At 72.8% G+C, this 17,950-nt stretch carries 16 protein-coding genes; 9 read left to right on the top strand and 7 right to left on the bottom strand.

Going from position 1 to position 17,950, the window contains the following annotated elements:
• The first annotated feature begins 25 nt into the window (after positions 1 to 25).
• From ACIGXW_RS29160 to ACIGXW_RS29140, 5 genes are all read left to right on the top strand, one after another.
• Positions 26 to 223 (top strand): hypothetical protein, encoded by a 198-nt coding sequence (locus tag ACIGXW_RS29160; RefSeq protein WP_071962854.1) that lies wholly within the window; start codon positions 26 to 28, stop codon positions 221 to 223.
• Between the two features lie 234 nt (positions 224 to 457).
• Positions 458 to 736, top strand: coding sequence for a Sec-independent protein translocase subunit TatA (gene tatA, locus ACIGXW_RS29155; protein ID WP_071962855.1), 279 nt, complete (start codon positions 458 to 460; stop codon positions 734 to 736).
• 111 nt (positions 737 to 847) lie between these two features.
• Complete coding sequence (gene tatC, locus ACIGXW_RS29150; RefSeq protein ID WP_399575928.1) at positions 848 to 1,717, top strand: twin-arginine translocase subunit TatC; 870 nt, start codon at positions 848 to 850, stop codon at positions 1,715 to 1,717.
• A gap of 93 nt (positions 1,718 to 1,810) precedes the next feature.
• The gene (locus tag ACIGXW_RS29145) at positions 1,811 to 2,728 is read left to right on the top strand and encodes a diacylglycerol kinase (protein ID WP_399575727.1); all 918 of its coding nucleotides are present in this window, start codon (positions 1,811 to 1,813) and stop codon (positions 2,726 to 2,728) included.
• A gap of 44 nt (positions 2,729 to 2,772) precedes the next feature.
• Positions 2,773 to 5,598, top strand: coding sequence for a DEAD/DEAH box helicase (locus ACIGXW_RS29140; RefSeq protein ID WP_399575725.1), 2,826 nt, complete (start codon positions 2,773 to 2,775; stop codon positions 5,596 to 5,598).
• A gap of 126 nt (positions 5,599 to 5,724) precedes the next feature.
• Here ACIGXW_RS29140 and ACIGXW_RS29135 read toward each other — a convergent pair whose 3' ends face one another.
• On the bottom strand, positions 5,725 to 6,639 hold the full coding sequence (locus ACIGXW_RS29135) for a LysR family transcriptional regulator (RefSeq protein ID WP_399575723.1): 915 nt from the start codon (positions 6,637 to 6,639) through the stop codon (positions 5,725 to 5,727).
• Positions 6,640 to 6,709: 70 nt separating this feature from the next.
• Here ACIGXW_RS29135 and ACIGXW_RS29130 point away from each other — a divergent pair, with 70 nt between their 5' ends.
• Positions 6,710 to 7,831, top strand: a complete 1,122-nt coding sequence (locus ACIGXW_RS29130) for a TDT family transporter (protein WP_399575721.1) — start codon at positions 6,710 to 6,712, stop codon at positions 7,829 to 7,831.
• Here the strand turns inward: ACIGXW_RS29130 and ACIGXW_RS29125 are convergent.
• The 3 genes from ACIGXW_RS29125 to ACIGXW_RS29115 are packed head-to-tail and all read right to left on the bottom strand — an operon-like array spanning position 7,758 to position 11,407.
• The gene (locus ACIGXW_RS29125) at positions 7,758 to 8,498 is read right to left on the bottom strand and encodes a helical backbone metal receptor (RefSeq protein ID WP_399575927.1); all 741 of its coding nucleotides are present in this window, start codon (positions 8,496 to 8,498) and stop codon (positions 7,758 to 7,760) included. The genes ACIGXW_RS29130 and ACIGXW_RS29125 overlap by 74 nt on opposite strands.
• A gap of 31 nt (positions 8,499 to 8,529) precedes the next feature.
• Positions 8,530 to 10,341, bottom strand: coding sequence for an ABC transporter permease/substrate binding protein (locus tag ACIGXW_RS29120; RefSeq protein WP_071965018.1), 1,812 nt, complete (start codon positions 10,339 to 10,341; stop codon positions 8,530 to 8,532).
• A complete protein-coding gene (locus ACIGXW_RS29115) occupies positions 10,334 to 11,407 on the bottom strand; it encodes a glycine betaine/L-proline ABC transporter ATP-binding protein (protein WP_399575719.1) in 1,074 nt (357 codons plus the stop codon). The genes ACIGXW_RS29120 and ACIGXW_RS29115 overlap by 8 nt, the downstream gene beginning before the upstream one ends.
• A gap of 114 nt (positions 11,408 to 11,521) precedes the next feature.
• On the opposite strand from ACIGXW_RS29115, the gene ACIGXW_RS29110 reads away from it, so the two are divergent.
• Complete coding sequence (locus tag ACIGXW_RS29110; RefSeq protein ID WP_399575717.1) at positions 11,522 to 12,472, top strand: 5'-3' exonuclease H3TH domain-containing protein; 951 nt, start codon at positions 11,522 to 11,524, stop codon at positions 12,470 to 12,472.
• 56 nt (positions 12,473 to 12,528) lie between these two features.
• Positions 12,529 to 13,389: a siderophore-interacting protein gene (locus tag ACIGXW_RS29105; RefSeq protein WP_071964723.1), complete on the top strand. Its 861-nt coding sequence runs from the start codon at positions 12,529 to 12,531 to the stop codon at positions 13,387 to 13,389.
• 31 nt (positions 13,390 to 13,420) lie between these two features.
• Here the strand turns inward: ACIGXW_RS29105 and ACIGXW_RS29100 are convergent, their stop codons facing one another.
• From ACIGXW_RS29100 to ACIGXW_RS29090, 3 genes are all read right to left on the bottom strand, one after another.
• Entirely contained in the window at positions 13,421 to 14,194 is a 774-nt protein-coding gene (locus ACIGXW_RS29100) for a gamma-glutamyl-gamma-aminobutyrate hydrolase family protein (protein WP_399575715.1), read from the bottom strand.
• On the bottom strand, positions 14,191 to 15,657 hold the full coding sequence (eat, locus tag ACIGXW_RS29095) for an ethanolamine permease (protein ID WP_399575713.1): 1,467 nt from the start codon (positions 15,655 to 15,657) through the stop codon (positions 14,191 to 14,193). The genes ACIGXW_RS29100 and eat overlap by 4 nt, the downstream gene beginning before the upstream one ends.
• Positions 15,658 to 15,767: 110 nt before the next feature.
• Positions 15,768 to 16,490 carry an FCD domain-containing protein gene (locus ACIGXW_RS29090; protein WP_071964720.1) on the bottom strand — a complete coding sequence of 241 codons (723 nt, stop codon included), beginning with the start codon at positions 16,488 to 16,490 and terminating at the stop codon, positions 15,768 to 15,770.
• Positions 16,491 to 16,563: 73 nt separating this feature from the next.
• Here ACIGXW_RS29090 and ACIGXW_RS29085 point away from each other — a divergent pair, with 73 nt between their 5' ends.
• Entirely contained in the window at positions 16,564 to 17,931 is a 1,368-nt protein-coding gene (locus ACIGXW_RS29085; RefSeq protein ID WP_399575711.1) for a glutamine synthetase family protein, read from the top strand.
• Positions 17,932 to 17,950 lie beyond the last annotated feature (19 nt).

Genomic DNA, 17,950 nt, shown 5'->3' with positions numbered 1-17,950 from the left:
GGCACCCCCCCGATAGGCTCGTCCCATGTTCTGGCCCATGCTCGCCATCGCCCTCGGCTTCTGCGGCCTCGCCGTGCTCGGCGTGCTCGCCGCGCGCGTGTTCGTCGAGACCCGGCGGCTGGCCCGGCAGGTGGCCGAGGCCTCGCGGCGCATCACCCTGGCCGCCGAGGACCTGGAGCGGGCGGCGACGCCGCTCGCCGCGCAGGCCCCGCGCCGGGACTGAAAGGGCCGGCCCGTCCGTCGCGTCCGGTGCCCTGCTGGCCCCGCGGGGTGGACGGTACGCTGGTCGGGGTGGCCCTGTTGACGAGGCGGAGGGTCGCGACTGGGAGTATGCACAGGGATTGCCCAGCGTTTACCCCTGCGCGTTACGATCGCTGCCGTACGACTGATGGACATTTGTCCGATCGGTCGGTCAGCTGCCCCACACCCATGCCGCTTCGGTGAGAAGGTAAACCACATGTTCGGACGGCTCGGCCCCACCGAGATCATCCTCATTCTTGTCGTCATCGTCCTGCTGTTCGGTGCGAAGAAGCTTCCGGACATGGCGCGTGCCCTCGGCAAGTCCGCCCGCATCCTCAAGAGCGAGGCCAAGGCGATGAAGACCGAGGGTCAGGACAACGCCTCGGCCCCCGCCGACCCGCCCGCCGAGCAGGCTCCCCGTACGATCAAGGCCGCGCCCGGCGATGTGACCTCCCGCCCGGTGACCGAGCAGACCGACCGCACGACCCAGCGCTGACCCCCGGACAGACTGAGACGGCCGCCCGGACGGCGCCCGTCTGCCGCACGAGATAGGGACGGTGGGTTGCTCACGTCTGCCCGCAAGAAGGAGAAGGACCCCGAGGGGCGGATGCCGCTCACGGAGCACCTTCGTGAGCTGCGCAACCGGCTGGCGAAGGCGGTCCTCGCGATCGTCGTGGTCGCCGTCGTCGCGGCGTTCTACAACAAACAGATCATGGACTTCCTGTCCGGGCCCGTTCCGCAGTGCCCGGACCGCGACCTGGCCAAGAGCCACGGCGGCAACTGCGCGGTCCTGATCTTCTCCAACCTGACGTCGCCCTTCACCACGATCGTCAAGGTCTGTCTGCTGGCCGGCGTCACGGTGTCGTCGCCGATCTGGCTGTACCAGCTGTGGGCGTTCCTCGCCCCGGGGCTGCACCGCAACGAGAAGAAGTACACGATCGCCTTCGTGGCGACCGCGGCACCGCTCTTCCTCGCGGGCGCCTACCTGGCGTACCTGATCATGCCCACCAGCATGCAGGTGCTGCTGAGCATCACCCCCGACTCCGCGGCCAACACCCTCGCCCTGGACGACATCCTGGACTTCAGCGTCCGGATGATCCTCGTCTTCGGCCTCGCCTTCGAGCTGCCGCTGCTGCTGGTGATGATGAACGTGGCCGGCATGGTCACGGGCCGGGCCATGGTCAAGTGGTGGCGCGGCGTCGTCATGGGCGTCTTCGTCTTCGGTGCGGTCGCCACCCCGAGCACCGACCCGTTCGGCATGTGCATCCTGGCCGTGCCGATCATCATCCTGTACTTCGGCGCGGTCGGCTTCTCGCTGCTCAACGACAAGCGCCGCGAGCGCCGCAACCCCGACCGCATGCTCGACGACGACGAGGCGTCCCCGCTGGACCTCACGCCGCAGTCCGTCGGCGACAGCGACGCCATGCCGGCCCTGCCCGAGCAGGCCCACCGCGGCGGCTACGACGACGTGACCTGATCCCCGGTGCACACCGATGCGGGGCGGTCGCCGGAAACGGCGGCCGCCCCGGTCGTGTTCATGGCGACCGGCGGCACCCGGTAGTGTCCCCGCGTGACTAGCGACATCACGTTATTCGTCAACCCCTCGGCCGGCCGGGGGCGCGGCGCCCGCGCCGCCCAGCCCGCGGCCCGGGTGCTGCGCGATGCCGGCTTCTCCGTCCGTACGGTTCTGGGCACCGACGCCTCCGACGCCCTGCGCCGGGCGCGCGAGGCCGTCGCCGGCGGCACCGGCGCGCTGATCGCCGTCGGCGGGGACGGCATGACCTCGCTGGCGCTGCAGGCCGTCGCCGGGACGCGGACCCCGCTTGGCGTGGTGGCCGTCGGCACCGGCAACGACTTCGCCCGCGCCGCCGCCCTGCCCGTCCGCGACCCCGTCGCGGCGGCCCGCGTCGTCGCCGGAGCCCTCAAGGGCGACGGCGGCCGGGCCGTGGACCTCGGCAGGGTGGGCACGACCTGGTTCGGCACCGTCCTCGCCTCCGGCTTCGACTCGCGCGTCAACGACCGGGGCAACCGGATGCGCTTCCCCACCGGGCGGCTGCGCTACGACGTGGCCATGGTCGCGGAGCTGGCCGCGCTGCGCACCGTCCCGTACCGCATACGGCTCGACGACGGGCCCGAGAGTTGCGTCGAGGCGACGCTGGTGGCGGTCGGCAACGGCAGCTCCTACGGCGGCGGCATGCGCATCTGCGGTCAGGCCCGGCTGGACGACGGACTCTTCGACGTCACCGTCGTCGGCCCCTGCAGCCGCTCCACCCTGCTGCGGGTCTTCCCGAAGGTCTACCGCGGCACCCACCTGAGCCACCCGCGCGTCACCACCTACCGCGCGGCCAAGGTGACGCTGGAGGTGGACCCCGCGGCGGCGCCGGACGCCGGGAGCGTCACCGGCTACGCGGACGGCGAGCGGCTCGGCCCGCTGCCGCTCACCGCCGAGACCGTGCCCGCGGCCGTACGCCTCCTGGGAGCTCGATAAAGATCGGGTGGCTGTCGGAGGTCCCCGGTAGGCTCGTAGACAAGATGACCGACGACATGTCCCCTGCTGAGCGCTACGCCCTGGCACGGCAGCGCGCCGCGGAGCAGGCCACCGCGCTCGCCCCCTTCCGCGAGATGTACGAATTCGAGCTGGACCCCTTCCAGATAGAGGCCTGCAAGGCCCTGGAAGCCGGGAAGGGAGTGCTGGTCGCGGCGCCGACCGGCTCCGGAAAGACCATCGTGGGCGAGTTCGCCGTCCACCTGGCCCTCACCCAGGGCCGCAAGTGCTTCTACACCACGCCCATCAAGGCGCTGTCGAACCAGAAGTACAGCGATCTCGTCAGACGCTACGGCGCCGCCAAGGTCGGCCTGCTGACCGGCGACAACAGCGTCAACCCCGACGCCCCGGTGCTCGTGATGACCACCGAGGTCCTGCGCAACATGCTCTACGCGGGCTCCCAGGCCCTCATAGGCCTCGGCTACGTGGTCATGGACGAGGTGCACTACCTCTCCGACCGCTTCCGCGGCGCCGTCTGGGAGGAGGTCATCATCCACCTCCCGGAGTCGGTGACCCTGGTCTCCCTGTCGGCCACCGTCTCCAACGCCGAGGAGTTCGGCGACTGGCTGGACACCGTGCGCGGCGACACCGAGGTGATCGTCTCCGAGGAGCGGCCCGTCCCGCTGTGGCAGCACGTGCTGGCCGGCCGGCGGATGTACGACCTCTTCGAGGAGCGCAGCGACCACGGCGGCCGCGGCGCCGCCCGGCGCGAGGTCAACCCCGACCTGCTGCGCATGGCCCGCATGGAGAACAGCCGCACCTACAACCCGCGTGAGCGCCGCCGCGGCAAGATGGTGCGCGAGGCCGACCGCGAGCGCGAGCGGCGCCAGCGCAGCCGCATCTGGACGCCCAGCCGCGTCGAGGTCATCGAGCGCCTGGACGCCGAGGGCCTGCTGCCCGCCATCACCTTCATCTTCAGCCGGGCCGGCTGCGAGGCCGCCGTCCAGCAGTGCCTCTACGCCGGGCTGCGGCTGAACGACGACGCGGCCCGGGTGAAGGTCCGGGAGATCGTCGAGGAGCGCACCGCCGCCATCCCCGACGAGGACCTCCACGTCCTGGGCTACTTCGAATGGCTGGAGGGCCTGGAGCGGGGCATCGCCGCGCACCACGCCGGCATGCTGCCGACCTTCAAGGAGGTCGTGGAGGAGCTCTTCGTCAAGGGCCTGGTCAAGGCCGTCTTCGCCACCGAGACCCTCGCGCTGGGCATCAACATGCCCGCCCGCACCGTGGTCCTCGAGAAGCTGGTGAAGTGGAACGGCGAGCAGCACGCCGACATCACCCCCGGCGAGTACACCCAGCTCACCGGGCGCGCCGGACGGCGCGGCATCGACGTCGAGGGCCACGCCGTCGTGCTGTGGCAGCGCGCCATGGACCCCGGCGCCCTGGCCGGCCTGGCCGGCACCCGCACGTACCCGCTGCGCTCCAGCTTCAAGCCGTCGTACAACATGGCGGTCAATCTGGTCTCCCAGTTCGGGCGGCACCGCTCGAGGGAGCTGCTGGAGACCTCCTTCGCCCAGTTCCAGGCGGACAAGTCGGTCGTCGGCATCTCCCGCCAGGTGCAGAAGAACGAGGAGGGCCTGGCCGGCTACCGCGAGGCCATCGAGTGCCACCTGGGCGACTTCGAGGAGTACGCCCGGCTGCGCCGCGACCTGAAGGACCGCGAGACCGAGCTGGCCAAGCAGGGCGCCGTACAGCGGCGGGCCGCCGCCGCGGCGGCGCTGGAGCGGCTCAAGCCCGGCGACGTCATCCACGTGCCGTCCGGCAAGTTCGCCGGCCTCGCGCTGGTGCTCGACCCGGGCCTGCCCGCCGGGCGCACCGACCGTCACCGCGGCTTCGACCACTACGACGGGCCCCGTCCGCTGGTGCTCACCGCCGAGCGGCAGGTCAAGCGGCTCGCCTCCATCGATTTCCCCATCCCGGTGGAACCGCTGGAGCGGATGCGCATCCCCAAGTCCTTCAACCCGCGCAGCCCCCAGTCGCGCCGCGACCTCGCCTCCGCGCTGCGCACGAAGGCCGGCCACATCGAGCCCGACCGGCACCGCAAGTCGCGGGCCGCGGCCGCCGACGACACCGAGATCACCCGGCTGCGGGCCGCGCTGCGCGCGCACCCCTGCCACGGGTGCGACGAGCGCGAGGACCACGCCCGCTGGGCGGAGCGCTACCACCGCCTGCGGCGCGACACCCGTCAGCTGGAGCGGCGCATCGAGGGCCGCACGAACACCATCGCGCGCACCTTCGACCGCATCTGCGCGCTGCTGAGCGAGCTCGGCTACCTGCGGGCGGACGAGGTCACCGAGGACGGCCGCCGGCTGGCCCGCCTCTACGGCGAGCTGGACCTGCTGGCCTCCGAATGCCTGCGCGAAGGCGTCTGGGACGGCCTGGGGCCGGCGGAGCTGGCGGCGTGCGCCTCGGCGCTGGTGTACGAGGCGCGGGCCGCCGACGACGCGGTGCCGCCGAAGCTGCCCACGGGGGCGGCGAAGGAGGCGCTCGCCGAGATGGTCCGCATCTGGGGCCGGCTGGACGCCCTGGAGGAGGAGCACAAGATCAACCAGGCCGAGGGCGTCGGCCAGCGCGAGCCGGACCTCGGCTTCGCCTGGCCCGCCTACCGGTGGGCCTCCGGCCATGGCCTGGACGAGGTGCTGCGGGAGATCGACATGCCGGCGGGCGACTTCGTGCGGTGGTCGAAGCAGCTGATCGATGTGCTGGGGCAGATCGCGGCGGCGGCGCCGGCGGGTAGTCCTGTCGCGCGGAATGCGCGGCGCGCGGTGGATGGTCTGCTGCGTGGGGTCGTGGCGTACTCGTCGGTGGGCTGAGCGCCGTAACCGGGGCTCAGCCCCGGACCCCGGTCCTCAAGCGCCGGACGGGCTGACTGTGCCGTGTCCTCAATCGCCGGACGGGCTGAAATTCAGCCCGTCCGGCGATTGAGGACAAGAGACGCGTTACCGCGTCAGCCCCAGTAGGTCGCGGGCCGGGCCCGTCGGGCGCTGGCCGCGGGGCCAGACGGCGCGCAGCGCCCGGCGCAGCGGCAGGTCGGCGACGGGTATCTCCACCAAGCGCCGCGTCGCCAGTTCCTCGCCGATCGCGAGCTCGCTCAGCACTGACGGGCCCGCGCCGCTGACCACGGCCGCCTTCGCCGCCGTCGTCGACGCCAGTTCCAGCAGCGGCTCGGCCAGACCGCCGTACGAGGCCAGGGCCGTGTCCAGGACCTGGCGGGTGCCCGAGCCGCGCTCGCGCAGGATCAGCGGGGTGGCCGCCAGCTCCGACGCGGCCAGTGGGGCCCTGCGGCGGGCCCACGGGTGGCCCGGGGCGGTGACCAGGACGAGCCGGTCGTGGGCGACGACCGCGCCGTCCAGGCCGGGCGGCACGTCCAGGCCCTCCACGAACCCGAGGTCGGCCTCCCCGGCGAGCAGGCGCCCGGCCACCGCCGCCGAGTTCCCGGCCAGCAGCGAGACGGCCGTGCCCGGCCGCTCCGTGCGCAGCGCTATCAGCCACCCGGGCAGCAGATACTCCGCGATGGTCATGCTGGCCGCCACCCGCAGCCGCGAGTCGCGGCGCCCGCGCAGCGCCTGCGCCCCCGCGTCGAGGGCCTCCGCGGCCTCCACCACGCGCCGCGCCCAGTCCGTGACCAGCACCCCGGCGTCCGTCAGCCGGGAACCGCGCGGGGAGCGCTCCACGAGGGCGACGCCGAGCTGCCGTTCCATGCTGCGCACCCGGCCGCTGGCGGCGGGCTGGGTGATGCCCAGCTCCCTCGCGGCCCGCCCCAGGCTCCCCAGCCGGGCCACGGCGAGCAGCAGCTCCAGCGCCCCGAGGTCGGGCACCCGGTGGGCGAGGGGCGTCGGCAGGTCCGCACTCATAACCCCAGCTTATGTCCTCATAGCCCGGCGGTCCCTGGTGGCGGGTGCGGGCCCGGGAGACGGTGGGGACATGAGTGAGCAACCCCGCCCCCGCCTGCGCCACCTCGGCCCGAACTGGTACGCCACCGTCATGGGCACCGCCATCGTCGCCTCCGCCGGAGCCGCCCTGCCCCTCCACGGGCCCGGGCTGCGGGGCGCGTACGAGACGGTGTGGGCGCTGGCGGCGCTGGCGCTGCTCACCGTGCTCGCCGCGCGCGCGGGCCACTGGGCCCGCCACCGCGACCAGGCCAGGCGGCACCTGGCCGACCCGGCCGTGGCGCCCTTCTACGGCTGTCTGGCGATGGCCCTGCTGGCCGTCGGCGGCGCCACGCTCTCCGTGGGGTCCGGGGTGATCGGCGAACGGGCCGCCCTGGCGACCGACGCGGTGCTGTGGGTGAGCGGCACCGTCATAGGGCTCGGCGCGGCGGCCGCCATTCCATACCTGATGGTGACCCGGCACCGCATAGCGCCCGGCGACGCCTCGCCGGTGTGGCTGCTGCCCGTGGTGGCGCCCATGGTCTCCGCGGCGCTCGGCCCCGCCCTCGTACCGCATCTGCCGGCCGGGCAGTGGCGGGAGGCGATGGTGCTGGGCTGCTACGCGCTGTTCGGGCTGAGCCTGCTGGCGACGCTGGTCATCCTGCCGCTGGTCTTCGCGCGGCTCGTCCACCACGGCCCGCTGCCGCTCGCGCTGACGCCGACGCTGTTCCTCGTCCTGGGCCCGCTGGGCCAGTCCACGACCGCCGTGAACAACCTCGCCGACGTCGCCCAGGGCGCCGTCCCGGCCCCGTACGCGCAGGCGATGGCCGGCTTCGCGGTGCTGTACGGCACGCCCGTCATGGGCTTCGCCCTGCTGTGGCTCGCGCTGGCCGTCGCGATGGTGGTGCGCGCCTTCCGCGGCGGTATGGGCTTCGCCATGACGTGGTGGGCCTTCACCTTCCCCGTCGGTACGTGCGTGACGGGCGCCGCGGCGCTCGCGCGCCACACGGGTCTGCACGCCCTGACCTGGCTGGCCGTCGCGCTCTACGTCCTGCTGGTGGCGGCCTGGGCGGTCGCGGGGGCCCGGACGCTGGCCGGCGTGGTCAGCGGGAGGCTGCTCGCAGCGCCGCGCCCAGCACCTGCGGCGCTTGGGTCAGCGATGGCCCGTACCACGTGAGATGACGCCCGCTGACCAGCGCGGACGGCAGGCCGGGGAAGGACTCCGGCCCGTCGTCCGCGCCGAAGCGGTACGGCTCGTCGGGCAGGACGACCAGCTCCGCGCCGCAGGCGTTCAGCTCGGCCAGCGGGATGCGCGGATAGCGATCGGCGTGCCCGGCATGGACGTTGACGACGCCGAGCCGGGCGAGGACGTCACCGGCGAAGGTGTCCCGGCCGAGCACCATCCAGGGTCTGCGCCACACCGGAACCACGGCCCGCAGGAAGGGGCCCGCGGCGCTGGTGTCCCGCCATGCGTCGCGCGCGTCGTCCAGCCAGCCGGGCCGGGCCAGCCCGCAGCCGCGCACCAGGACGCGCTCCAGCTCGGTGAACGCCTGGTCCAGGGTGCGTACTTCGGTGACGAGGACCTCGAGACCGGCGGCGAGCAGCGCGGCGAGGTCGGGGGCGCGGTTCTCCTCCTCGTTGGCGATGACGAGGTCGGGCGCGAGGGCCGCGATGCGCGCGGTGTCGGGGTTCTTGGTGCCGCCGACCCGGACGACGTCGAGGCCGGCCGGGTGCTCGCACCAGTCGGTGGCCCCCACGAGGAGGCCGGGCGCGGTGGCGGCCACGGCCTCGGTGAGCGAGGGGACCAGGGAGACGACACGGCGTACGGCGGGGCGGCCGCTCAGCGAGCTCACCGCCCCACCGTACGCCTGTTCGTCAGGCGCCGACAGGCGCCAGCTTGTCGGCGAAGCCCGGGTGGGCGTCGAGCCAGCGGCGGGCGGAGTCCTTCTCCTTGCCCTTGCCGCCGCTCTGGATCTCCGCCTCGAGGGAGGCGAGGTCCTTCTCGGACATCTTGAAGTTCTTCACCCACTGAGCGATCTTCGGGAAGTCGGCGGCGAAGTCCTTCTTGCCGACGGCGTGGATCTGCTCGCCCTCGCCCCAGGCGCCCTTGGGGTCCTTGAGCTTCTTCAGGTCGTGCTTGGCGTACGCCCAGTGCGGCGACCAGAGGGTGGTGACGATGGGTTCCTTCTTCTTCATCGCCCGGTCGAGCTCGGCGAGCATCGTGGACGTCGAGGACGAGACGACCTTGTACTCGCCGTCCAGGCCGTACTCCTTGAGCACCTTGTCGTTGAGCGTGCCCATCATCCCGGCGCTGGACTCGATGCCGATGATCTTCCCGCCGAACTGCGCTCCCTTGCCCTTGAGGTCCGCCAGGGAGTCGATGCCCTTGACGTACGAGGGGACGGTCAGCTCCAGGGAGGTGGGGCCGTACCAGGAGCCGAGGTCGCTGAGCTTGTCGCCGTAGCGGTCCATGTACTGCTTGTGGGTGGTGGGCAGCCAGGAGTCGAACTGGAGGTCCATCTGGCCCTGGGCCAGGGCGGTGTAGAGCGGGCCGGGGTCGAGCTGCTTGACGTCCGGCTTGTAGCCGCGGTCCTCCAGGACGTTCTGCCACAGGTAGGTGGTGGCGACCGCCTCGTCCCACGGGAAGTAGCCGAGCTTGACCTGCTTGCCGTGGCCGACGTTCTTGCCCGCGGCCACCGCCTGCCCGTCGCCGCCGCCCTGGGTCAGCCGCATGCCGCCCGCGACGAGCGCGAGGACGACGACGCCGACGGCGGCCACGGCGGTGCCGGGCCGGTGGCTGAGGAACTTCGGGGCGCCGGAGCGCACCGAGGCGGCGGCCTTGGCTGCGGCGCGGCGGCCGAGCGGGGAGACCCGCTTGCCGAGGGCGCCGGTCATCCGGTCCAGGTACATCGCGAGGACGACGACGGCCAGGCCGCTCTCGACGCCGCCGCCGATGTCGACCTGGGTGACGGCCGCGTAGACGGACTCGCCGAGGCCGCCGGCGCCCGCCATGCCGGCGATGACGACCATGGACAGCGCCAGCATGATGACCTGGTTGACGCCCGCCATGATGGTGGGCAGGGCGAGCGGCAGCTGCACCCGGGTGAGGGTGTCGCGCGGGGTGGTGCCGAAGGCGCGGGCGGCCTCGACGAGTTCGCCGTCGACCTGGCGGATGCCGAGCTCGGTCATCCGCACGCCGGGCGGCATCGAGAAGACGATGGTGGCGATCAGGCCGGGGATGGGCCCGATGGAGAAGAACATCACGCCCGGGATCAGGTAGACGAAGGCGGGCATCGTCTGCATGACGTCGAGCACGGGCCGCAGCACCCCGCTGACCCGGCGGTCGCGGGCCGCCCAGATGCCCAGCGGAACGGCGAGCACGAGCGTGATGAGGCTGGCGACGAGGACGAGCGAGAGGGTGGAGGTCGCCTCGTCCCACAGGCCGAAGGAGTCGATGAGCGCGAGCCCGGCGAACGCCAGGGCGCCCGCGAGCAGGCCGCGCAGCCACCAGGCGAGGACGGCGAGGATGCCGGCCATGAGCAGCGCGTCGGGGGCGCCGAGGACGGCGTTGACCCCGTCGTACATGCCGGACAGGACGGTGTTGACGGCGTCGAAGAGCCAGGAGAGGTGGGACTGCAGCCAGTCCACGGCGCTCTCGGCCCAGCTGCCGAGGTGGATCTTAGGCATGGGCGGTCACCTCCGGCTCGGGCCGCTGCGCAAGGGGCGCGGCGTCCGCTTCGGCCGGCTGCTCGGCCAGGGCTTCCAGCAGGCGGTCGCGGGTGACGACGCCGGCCAGCTCGCCGCGCTCGTCGGTGACCGCGACGGGGTCGCCGCTGTGGGAGAAGGGGGCGAACAGCTCGGAGACGGCCGTCTGCGCGCTGACGGTGGCGGCCCCGGCCGGGATGCCGGCCGGCTTGTCCATGATCGAGCCCGCGGTGAGCACCCGGGAGCGGTCGACGTCCTGGATGAAGGAGGCGACGTAGTCGTTGGCCGGGCGGAGCAGGATGTCCTCGGCCGTGCCGTTCTGGACGACGCGGCCGTCGCGCATGACGGCGATGCGGTCGCCCAGGCGCATGGCCTCGTTGAGGTCGTGGGTGATGAAGACGATGGTCTTCTTCAGCCGCTTCTGCAGGTCCAGCAGCTGGTCCTGCATGTCGCGGCGGATCAGCGGGTCCAGCGCGCTGAAGGACTCGTCCATCAGCAGCAGGTCGGCGTCGGTGGCCAGCGCACGGGCCAGGCCGACGCGCTGCTGCATGCCGCCGGAGAGCTCGTCGGGCCAGGAGCGCTCCCAGCCCTTGAGGCCGGCGAGCTCCAGGGCCTCGGTGGCCCGCGTCTCGCGCTCCTCGCGCGGCACGCCGCGCACCTCCAGGCCGTAGGCGGCGTTCTCGAGCACGCTGCGGTGGGGGAAGAGGGCGAAGTGCTGGAAGACCATGCTGATGTTCCGCGAGCGCACGTCGCGCAGCTCGCGCGGGGACAGCGCGGTCAGGTCCCGTCCGTCGTACAGGACGCGGCCTGCGGTCGGCTCCAGCAGCCCGTTGAGCATGCGCAGGAGGGTGGACTTTCCGGATCCGGAGAGCCCCATCACCACGAAGATCTGGCCGGCTTCGACCTCGAACGACGCGTCGATCACCGCCGCGGTGGTGCCGTCGGCGCGCAGCTCGTCGCGGTCCGCACCGCTTTCGAGCCGCCGGACGGCTGCTTCGGGTCGTCTGCCGAACACCTTGTACAGGTGCTCGGCCTTCAGCCTGGACACATAAACCTCTCGGGTCGAACAGCAAGGCCCCGCCACCCCCCAAGGGACGGGGCCACTCCGGCGCCGCGCCTGCCCCCGTTCATTCGGGGCAAACCGAACAGTGACCCGGTTCACATGTCAGCGGGGTGCGGCATGATCGGTGCCGTGACGCGACGCCTGATGCTCCTCGACACCGCCTCCCTGTACTTCCGTGCCTATTTCGGGGTGCCGGAATCGGTGAAGGCCCCCGACGGCACGCCCGTGAACGCGGTGCGCGGCCTGCTGGACTTCATCGCCCGCCTGGTCCAGGACCACCACCCCGACGCCCTGGTCGCCTGCATGGACTTCGACTGGCGCCCCGAGTGGCGGGTGGCGCTGATCCCCTCGTACAAGGCGCACCGGGTGGCCGAGGAGGTCGAGGGCGCTCCCGATGAGGAGGAGACGCCGGACACCCTCTCCCCCCAGGTGCCGGTGATCGAGGCCGTGCTGGACGCGGTGGGCATCGCCCGGGTCGGGGCCGTGGGGTACGAGGCCGACGACGTGATCGGCACGCTGGCCGGCCGGGCCGGGGGCCCGGTGGACATCGTCACCGGCGACCGCGACCTCTACCAGCTCGTCGACGACCGCCGCGGGGTGCGGGTGCTGTACCCGCTCAAGGGCGTGGGCACCCTGCAGGCCGTGGACGAGGCGCTGCTGCGGGAGAAGTACGGCGTGGACGGCCCCGGCTACGCCGACCTGGCCCTGCTGCGCGGCGACCCCAGCGACGGGCTGCCGGGCGTGCCGGGCGTGGGGGAGAAGACGGCGGCGAAGCTGCTGGCGGCCTTCGGCGACCTGGCCGGGATCATGGCGGCGGTCGACGACCCGGCGGCGAAGCTGACCCCGGCCCAGCGCCGGCGGCTGGACGAGGCGCGGCCGTACCTGGCGGTGGCGCCCAAGGTGGTGCGGGTCGCCGCGGACGTGCCGCTGGCGCCCTTCGACGCCGCGCTGCCGGCCGCGCCCCGCGATCCGCAGGGCCTCGACGCCCTCGCCGAGCGCTGGGGTCTGGGCGGCTCGCTGCAGCGGTTGCTGTCCACGCTCGGCGGGTGAGCTGTTAGGTTAGGCAGTCCTAACTTTGAATGATCAGGGGATCAGGGGAGACAGCCATGGCAGACCGTCCGGTCCGTAAGAAGCCGCAGCTGACCCGGGCGCACGTGGTGCGCACCGAGCGGCTGACCCCGCACATGGTGCGCGTGGTGCTCGGCGGCGAGGAGCTCGCCGGGTTCGGCGCCGGCGAGTACAGCGACCACTACGTCAAGCTGCTCTTCCCGGTCGAGGGCGTGGCCTACCCCGAGCCCTTCGACATGGAGGTCATCCGCCGCGACATGCCGCGCGATCAGTGGCCGCGGACGCGTACGTACACGGTGCGCTCCTTCGACCGCGCGGCGCGCGAGCTGGTGATCGACTTCGTCTTCCACGGCGACGAGGGCCTGGCCGGCCCCTGGGCTGCGGCCGCGCGTCCCGGCGACGAGATCCGCTTCCTCGGCCCCGGCGGCGCCTACGTCCCCGACCCGGCCGCCGGCTGGCACCTGCTGGCGGGCGACGAGAGCGCGCTGCCCGCGATCGCCGCGTCCCTGGAGCGGGTGCCGGAGGGCGCCCTCGTCCACGCCTTCGTCGAGGTCGCCGACGCCGAGGAGGAGCAGAAGCTGGAGCTGCCCGCCGGCGTCGAGGTCACCTGGCTGCACCGGGCGGGCCGCCCCGTGGGCGAGGCCCTGGTCGAGGCCGTCCGCTCGCTGGACTTCCCCGCCGGGGACGTGCAGGCCTTCGTGCACGGCGAGGCCGGCTTCGTGAAGGAGCTGCGCCGCCACCTGCGGATGGAGCGCGAGGTGCCCCGCGAGCGGCTGTCCATCTCCGGCTACTGGCGGCGCGGTCACGACGAGGACGGCTGGCAGGCCTCCAAGCGCGAGTGGAACCAGCAGGTGGAGGCGGAGCAGGAGAGCGGGCCGGCGGCCGGGGCCGCCGCCTAGCCCTCCCCGCCCCGGTCCTCCCGGGGGGCCGTCACCCGCCGGACGGCCCCGCCGTCCCCGTGGCGGCCCGCACCAGCGCCTCGGCGAGCCGCAGGTCGTCCCGGGCCTCGGGGTGCCACTGGACGCCCAGCGCGAAGCGCCCGTCCGCGTACTCCAGCGCCTCGACCGTGCCGTCCTCCGCGTGGGCGGTGGCCACCAGGCCCGCGCCCAGGCGGTCCACGCACTGGTGGTGGTGGGTGGCCACGTCCAGCGATCCGGGCGCCAGATGGCCGGTCAGGGTGCCGGGGACCGTCTTGACGGCGTGGTCGGTGAAGGAGCCCGCCACCGGGTTGTGGGCGTCATGGCCCACCGCGTCGGGCAGGTGCTGGCAGAGGGTGCCGCCCGCGTGGACGTTCATCAGCTGCATGCCCCGGCAGATGCCGAGGACCGGGACACCCTGCTCCAGCGCGGCCCCCAGCAGGGCCAGTTCCCAGCGGTCGCGCTCGGGCACGGGGACGCCCGCACGGGGGTGCGGCTCCTGGCCGTAGAGGGCCGGGTCCAGGTCCTCCCCGCCGGCCAGGACCAGGCCGTCCAGCCGCCGGACCACCGCGGCGCCGCTCGCCGGGTCTTCGTCCGGCGGCAGCAGCACCGCCAGGCCGCCCGCCCCCTGGACGTAGCGCGCGTACGCGGCCGGCAGCAGGGCGGCGGGAAGGTCCCAGGCCACTCCCCAACGGGCCCGGGTGAGATAGGTACTGACGCCGATGAGCGGCCGCCGGTCCTCCAACGTCCTTGTCCTTTCCTCGTGAACGGTCGTGTGCACGGTCATTGTCGGGCGAGCTCCGCCTCCGCCGCGGCCAGTGCCGCGAACTCCTCCTCCGGGGCGCTCGCCACCAGGCGGTGCCGGCTGTAGAGGGCGAAGTAGGCGGCGGCGACGGCGTAGACGCCCAGGGCGATGAAGGCGGCGGTGACGTCCACCAGGAACGTGGCCACCAGCGCCGAGCAGGCCAGCGCGAAGGCCACGGTGGACGTGGCGGTGCCGCCCGGGGTGCGGTAGGGCCGCGCCAGGTCCGGCTCGCGGCGGCGCAGCACGATGTGGGAGAGCGACATCAGGGCGTAGGAGATGGTGGCGCCGAACACCGCGACGTTGAGCATCCGCGCCCCGTCGCCCGTGACCGCCGCCAGCGTGAAGCCGAGCGCGCCCGGCACCACCAGCCCGAGCCAGGGGGCCTTGCGGCGGCTGGTCAGGGAGAGGAAGCGGGGCAGGTAGCCGGCCCGGGAGAGGGCGAAGAGCTGCCGCGATCCGGCGTAGATGAGGGAGAAGAAGGAGGCCACCAGGCCCGCCAGGCCGGCGTAGTTGACGATCCGGCCCAGCGTCGTGGCCCGCCCGTCCGGCTGCAGGGCGGCGACCAGGGGGTTGCCGGCGTCCTTGAGCGCGTCCGCGCCGCCCGCGCCGGTGGAGGCGAGGAAGGTCAGCAGGGCCAGGAGCAGCAGGATGCCCATGGAGGTGGCCATGGCCTTCGGCAGCGTCCGGGCCGGGTCCCGGGTCTCCTCGGCCGCGAGCGGCACGCCCTCGACGCCGAGGAAGAACCACATGCCGAAGGGGAACGCCGCCCAGATGCCCAGCAGGCCGAACGGCAGCCAGGAGGAGGCCCCGAAGGCGTCCGGGTCGGCGGGGATGTCGTTCAGCCGCCCCGCGTCGAAGTCGGTGAACGCGCCCGCGGCGAAGACGACCAGGGCGGCGACCGCCACCCCCGTCACCACGAAGCTGAAGCGCAGCGCCTCGCCCACGCCCCACAGATGGATGCCGATGAAGATCACGAAACAGGCCAGGTACACCGGCCAGGCGGAGGTGAGCCCGAACAGCTGCAGCGACTCGACGTAGTCCCCGATGAACAGCGAGATGGCGGCGGGCGCCAGGACGTACTCGATGAGGATGGCGGTTCCGGTGAGGAAGCCGCCCCAGGGGCCCAGCGCGCGGCGGGCGAAGCCGTAACCGCCGCCCGCCGTGGGGAGGATGGCGGCGAGCTCGGCCAGGGCGAAGACCATGCAGGTGTACATCAGGCCCATGAGCACGGCGGCGATGGCCAGTCCGCCGAAGCCGCCCTGGGCGAGGCCGAAGTTCCAGCCGGAGAAGTCGCCGGAGACGACGTAGGCCACTCCCAGGCCGGTGAGCAGGAGGGGTCCGGCGCTTCCCCGGCGCAGCGTGCGCCTGTCCAGATAGTCGGCCGGGTCCGCCGAACCCACTGGGCCGGCGGGAGGTGCGCTGGGGGAATCCGTGCGTTCGGCCATGAGCCGCTCCTGCCTGGAGACGTGAGGCAAAGGTTTCGCGCCATACCTTTGCCGTGCCGACGGCCGAAAGGCAACCCCCGTGCGTTAAACCCCGGTTACGGGCCCGCCGCCTATGCCAGGAATCCCCGCAAAAGCGCCGCCGTGCCGCAGCAGTGCTCCCGCATCACCTCGCGCGCCCCGTCCGCGTCCCCGTCCAGCACGGCCTCCACCAGGGCGGTGTGCTGCCGCTGGGAGTGCTCGAGGTTGCGCACCAGCAGCGGGATGCAGTCCAGCAGGTCGTTGACGGTCGCACGGACCGCGGCGTACTGCGCGGCCAGCGAGACGGAACCGGAGAGCTCCGCCAGCGTCAGGTGGAACAGTGTGTCCAGGCGGCGGTAGTCGGCCAGCGGCGCGTCATGGGTGGCGGCCAGCGCGGCCCGCAGCCGGGCGGCCTGCTCGTCGTCCAGCCCGTGCGCGGCGCACAGCCCTGCGGCGCCCACCTCCAGGACCTCCCGGAAGCGGAGGGTGTCCTCTACGTCCACGGCCGCGACCCGGCGCCGCAGTTCGTCCTCGCCCGCCGACCGGTCCCGGTCCAGGACGAACGTGCCGCCGTACCGGCCGCGCCGGCTCTCCACCAGGCCCTGGTCGTGCAGGACCTTCAGCACCTCGCGCAGCGTCACCCGGCTGATCCGCAGCCGCTCGGCCAATTCGCGCTCGGCCGGCAGCCGTTCCCCCCGGGCCACCAGGCCGAGCCGCATGATCTGGAGTATCTGCTCCAGCGCCTCCTCGAAGCCGTTGCCCGCCCGGACCGGTCGCAGGACCGGCGACAGCCGGTCCGTCGCATGCTCGTTCATCGGCCCCCCTTCCCAATCAATGGTCTACGGCCCTACCTTAAGACCTCCGGTCGCACCGACAGGAGGCAACACCGTGGCAGACCGCATGCCCCCGCTCACGGTCGAGGAGCTGCGCAGGCTCGTCGACACCGGGGAGATCGACACTGTCGTCCTCGCCTTCACGGACATGCAAGGACGGCTCCAGGGGAAGCGGTTCGCCGCCCGGTTCTTCCTCGACGACACACTCGAACACGGCACCGAGGGCTGCAACTACCTCCTCGCCGTGGACGCCGAGATGAACACGGTCGACGGCTACACCATGTCGTCCTGGGAACGCGGCTACGGCGACTTCGCCCTCCACGGCGACCTCACCACCTTGCGCCGCACCCCCTGGAATCCCGGCACCGCCCTCATCACCGCCGACCTCGCCTGGCACGACGGCTCGCCCGTCCTCGCCTCGCCGCGCCAGATCCTGCGCCGCCAGCTGGACCGGCTGGCCGAGCGCGGCTGGAGCGCCCACGTGGGCACCGAGCTGGAGTTCATCGTCTTCAAGGACACCTACGAAGCGGCCTGGAACCGCGGCTACCGCGACATGACCCCGGCCAACCAGTACAACTGCGACTACTCCGTGCTCGGCACCGGCCGCGTCGAGCCCCTGCTGCGCCGCATCCGCAACGAGATGGGCGCCGCCGGCATGACGGTGGAGTCCGCCAAGGGCGAGTGCAACCTCGGCCAGCACGAGATCGCCTTCCGCTACGACGAGGCGCTCACCACCTGCGACCAGCACGTCGTCTACAAGACCGGCGCCAAGGAGATCGCCGCCCAGGAGGGCATGGCGCTCACCTTCATGGCCAAGTACGACGAGCGCGAGGGCAACTCCTGCCACATCCACCTCTCGCTGCGCGACGAGGCCGGCCGTCCCGTGCTCGCCGACGACTCCGGCCCGTACGGCATGTCGACGACGATGCGGCACTTCCTCGCCGGGCAGCTCGCCGCCCTGCGCGACTTCACCCTCCTGTACGCACCCCACATCAACTCCTACAAGCGCTTCAGGCCCGGCTCCTTCGCCCCCACCGCCGTCGCCTGGGGCCCCGACAACCGCACCTGCTCGCTGCGCGTCGTCGGCCACGGCCACTCCCACCGCTTCGAGAACCGGCTGCCCGGCGGCGACGTGAACCCCTATCTCGCCGTCGCCGGCATGGTCGCCGCCGGACTGTACGGCGTCGAGCACGAACTGGAGCTGCCGGAGGTGTGCACCGGCAACGCCTACACCGGCGGCGCCGCACACGTCCCCGCCACGCTGCGCGAGGCCGCACAGCTGTGGGAGGCCAGCCCCATAGCCCGGGCCGCCTTCGGCGACGAGGTCGTCGAGCACTACCTGAACATGGCGCGTGTCGAGCAGGAGGCGTACGACACCGCCGTCACCGACTGGGAGCGGTTCCGCTCCTTCGAGCGGATGTAACCACCACGTTGTGGGCAAT

The organism is Streptomyces sp. NPDC053079, from assembly GCF_044546695.1.
Lineage (GTDB): Bacteria > Actinomycetota > Actinomycetes > Streptomycetales > Streptomycetaceae > Streptomyces.
This window is presented reverse-complemented; position numbering and strand designations above follow the sequence as displayed.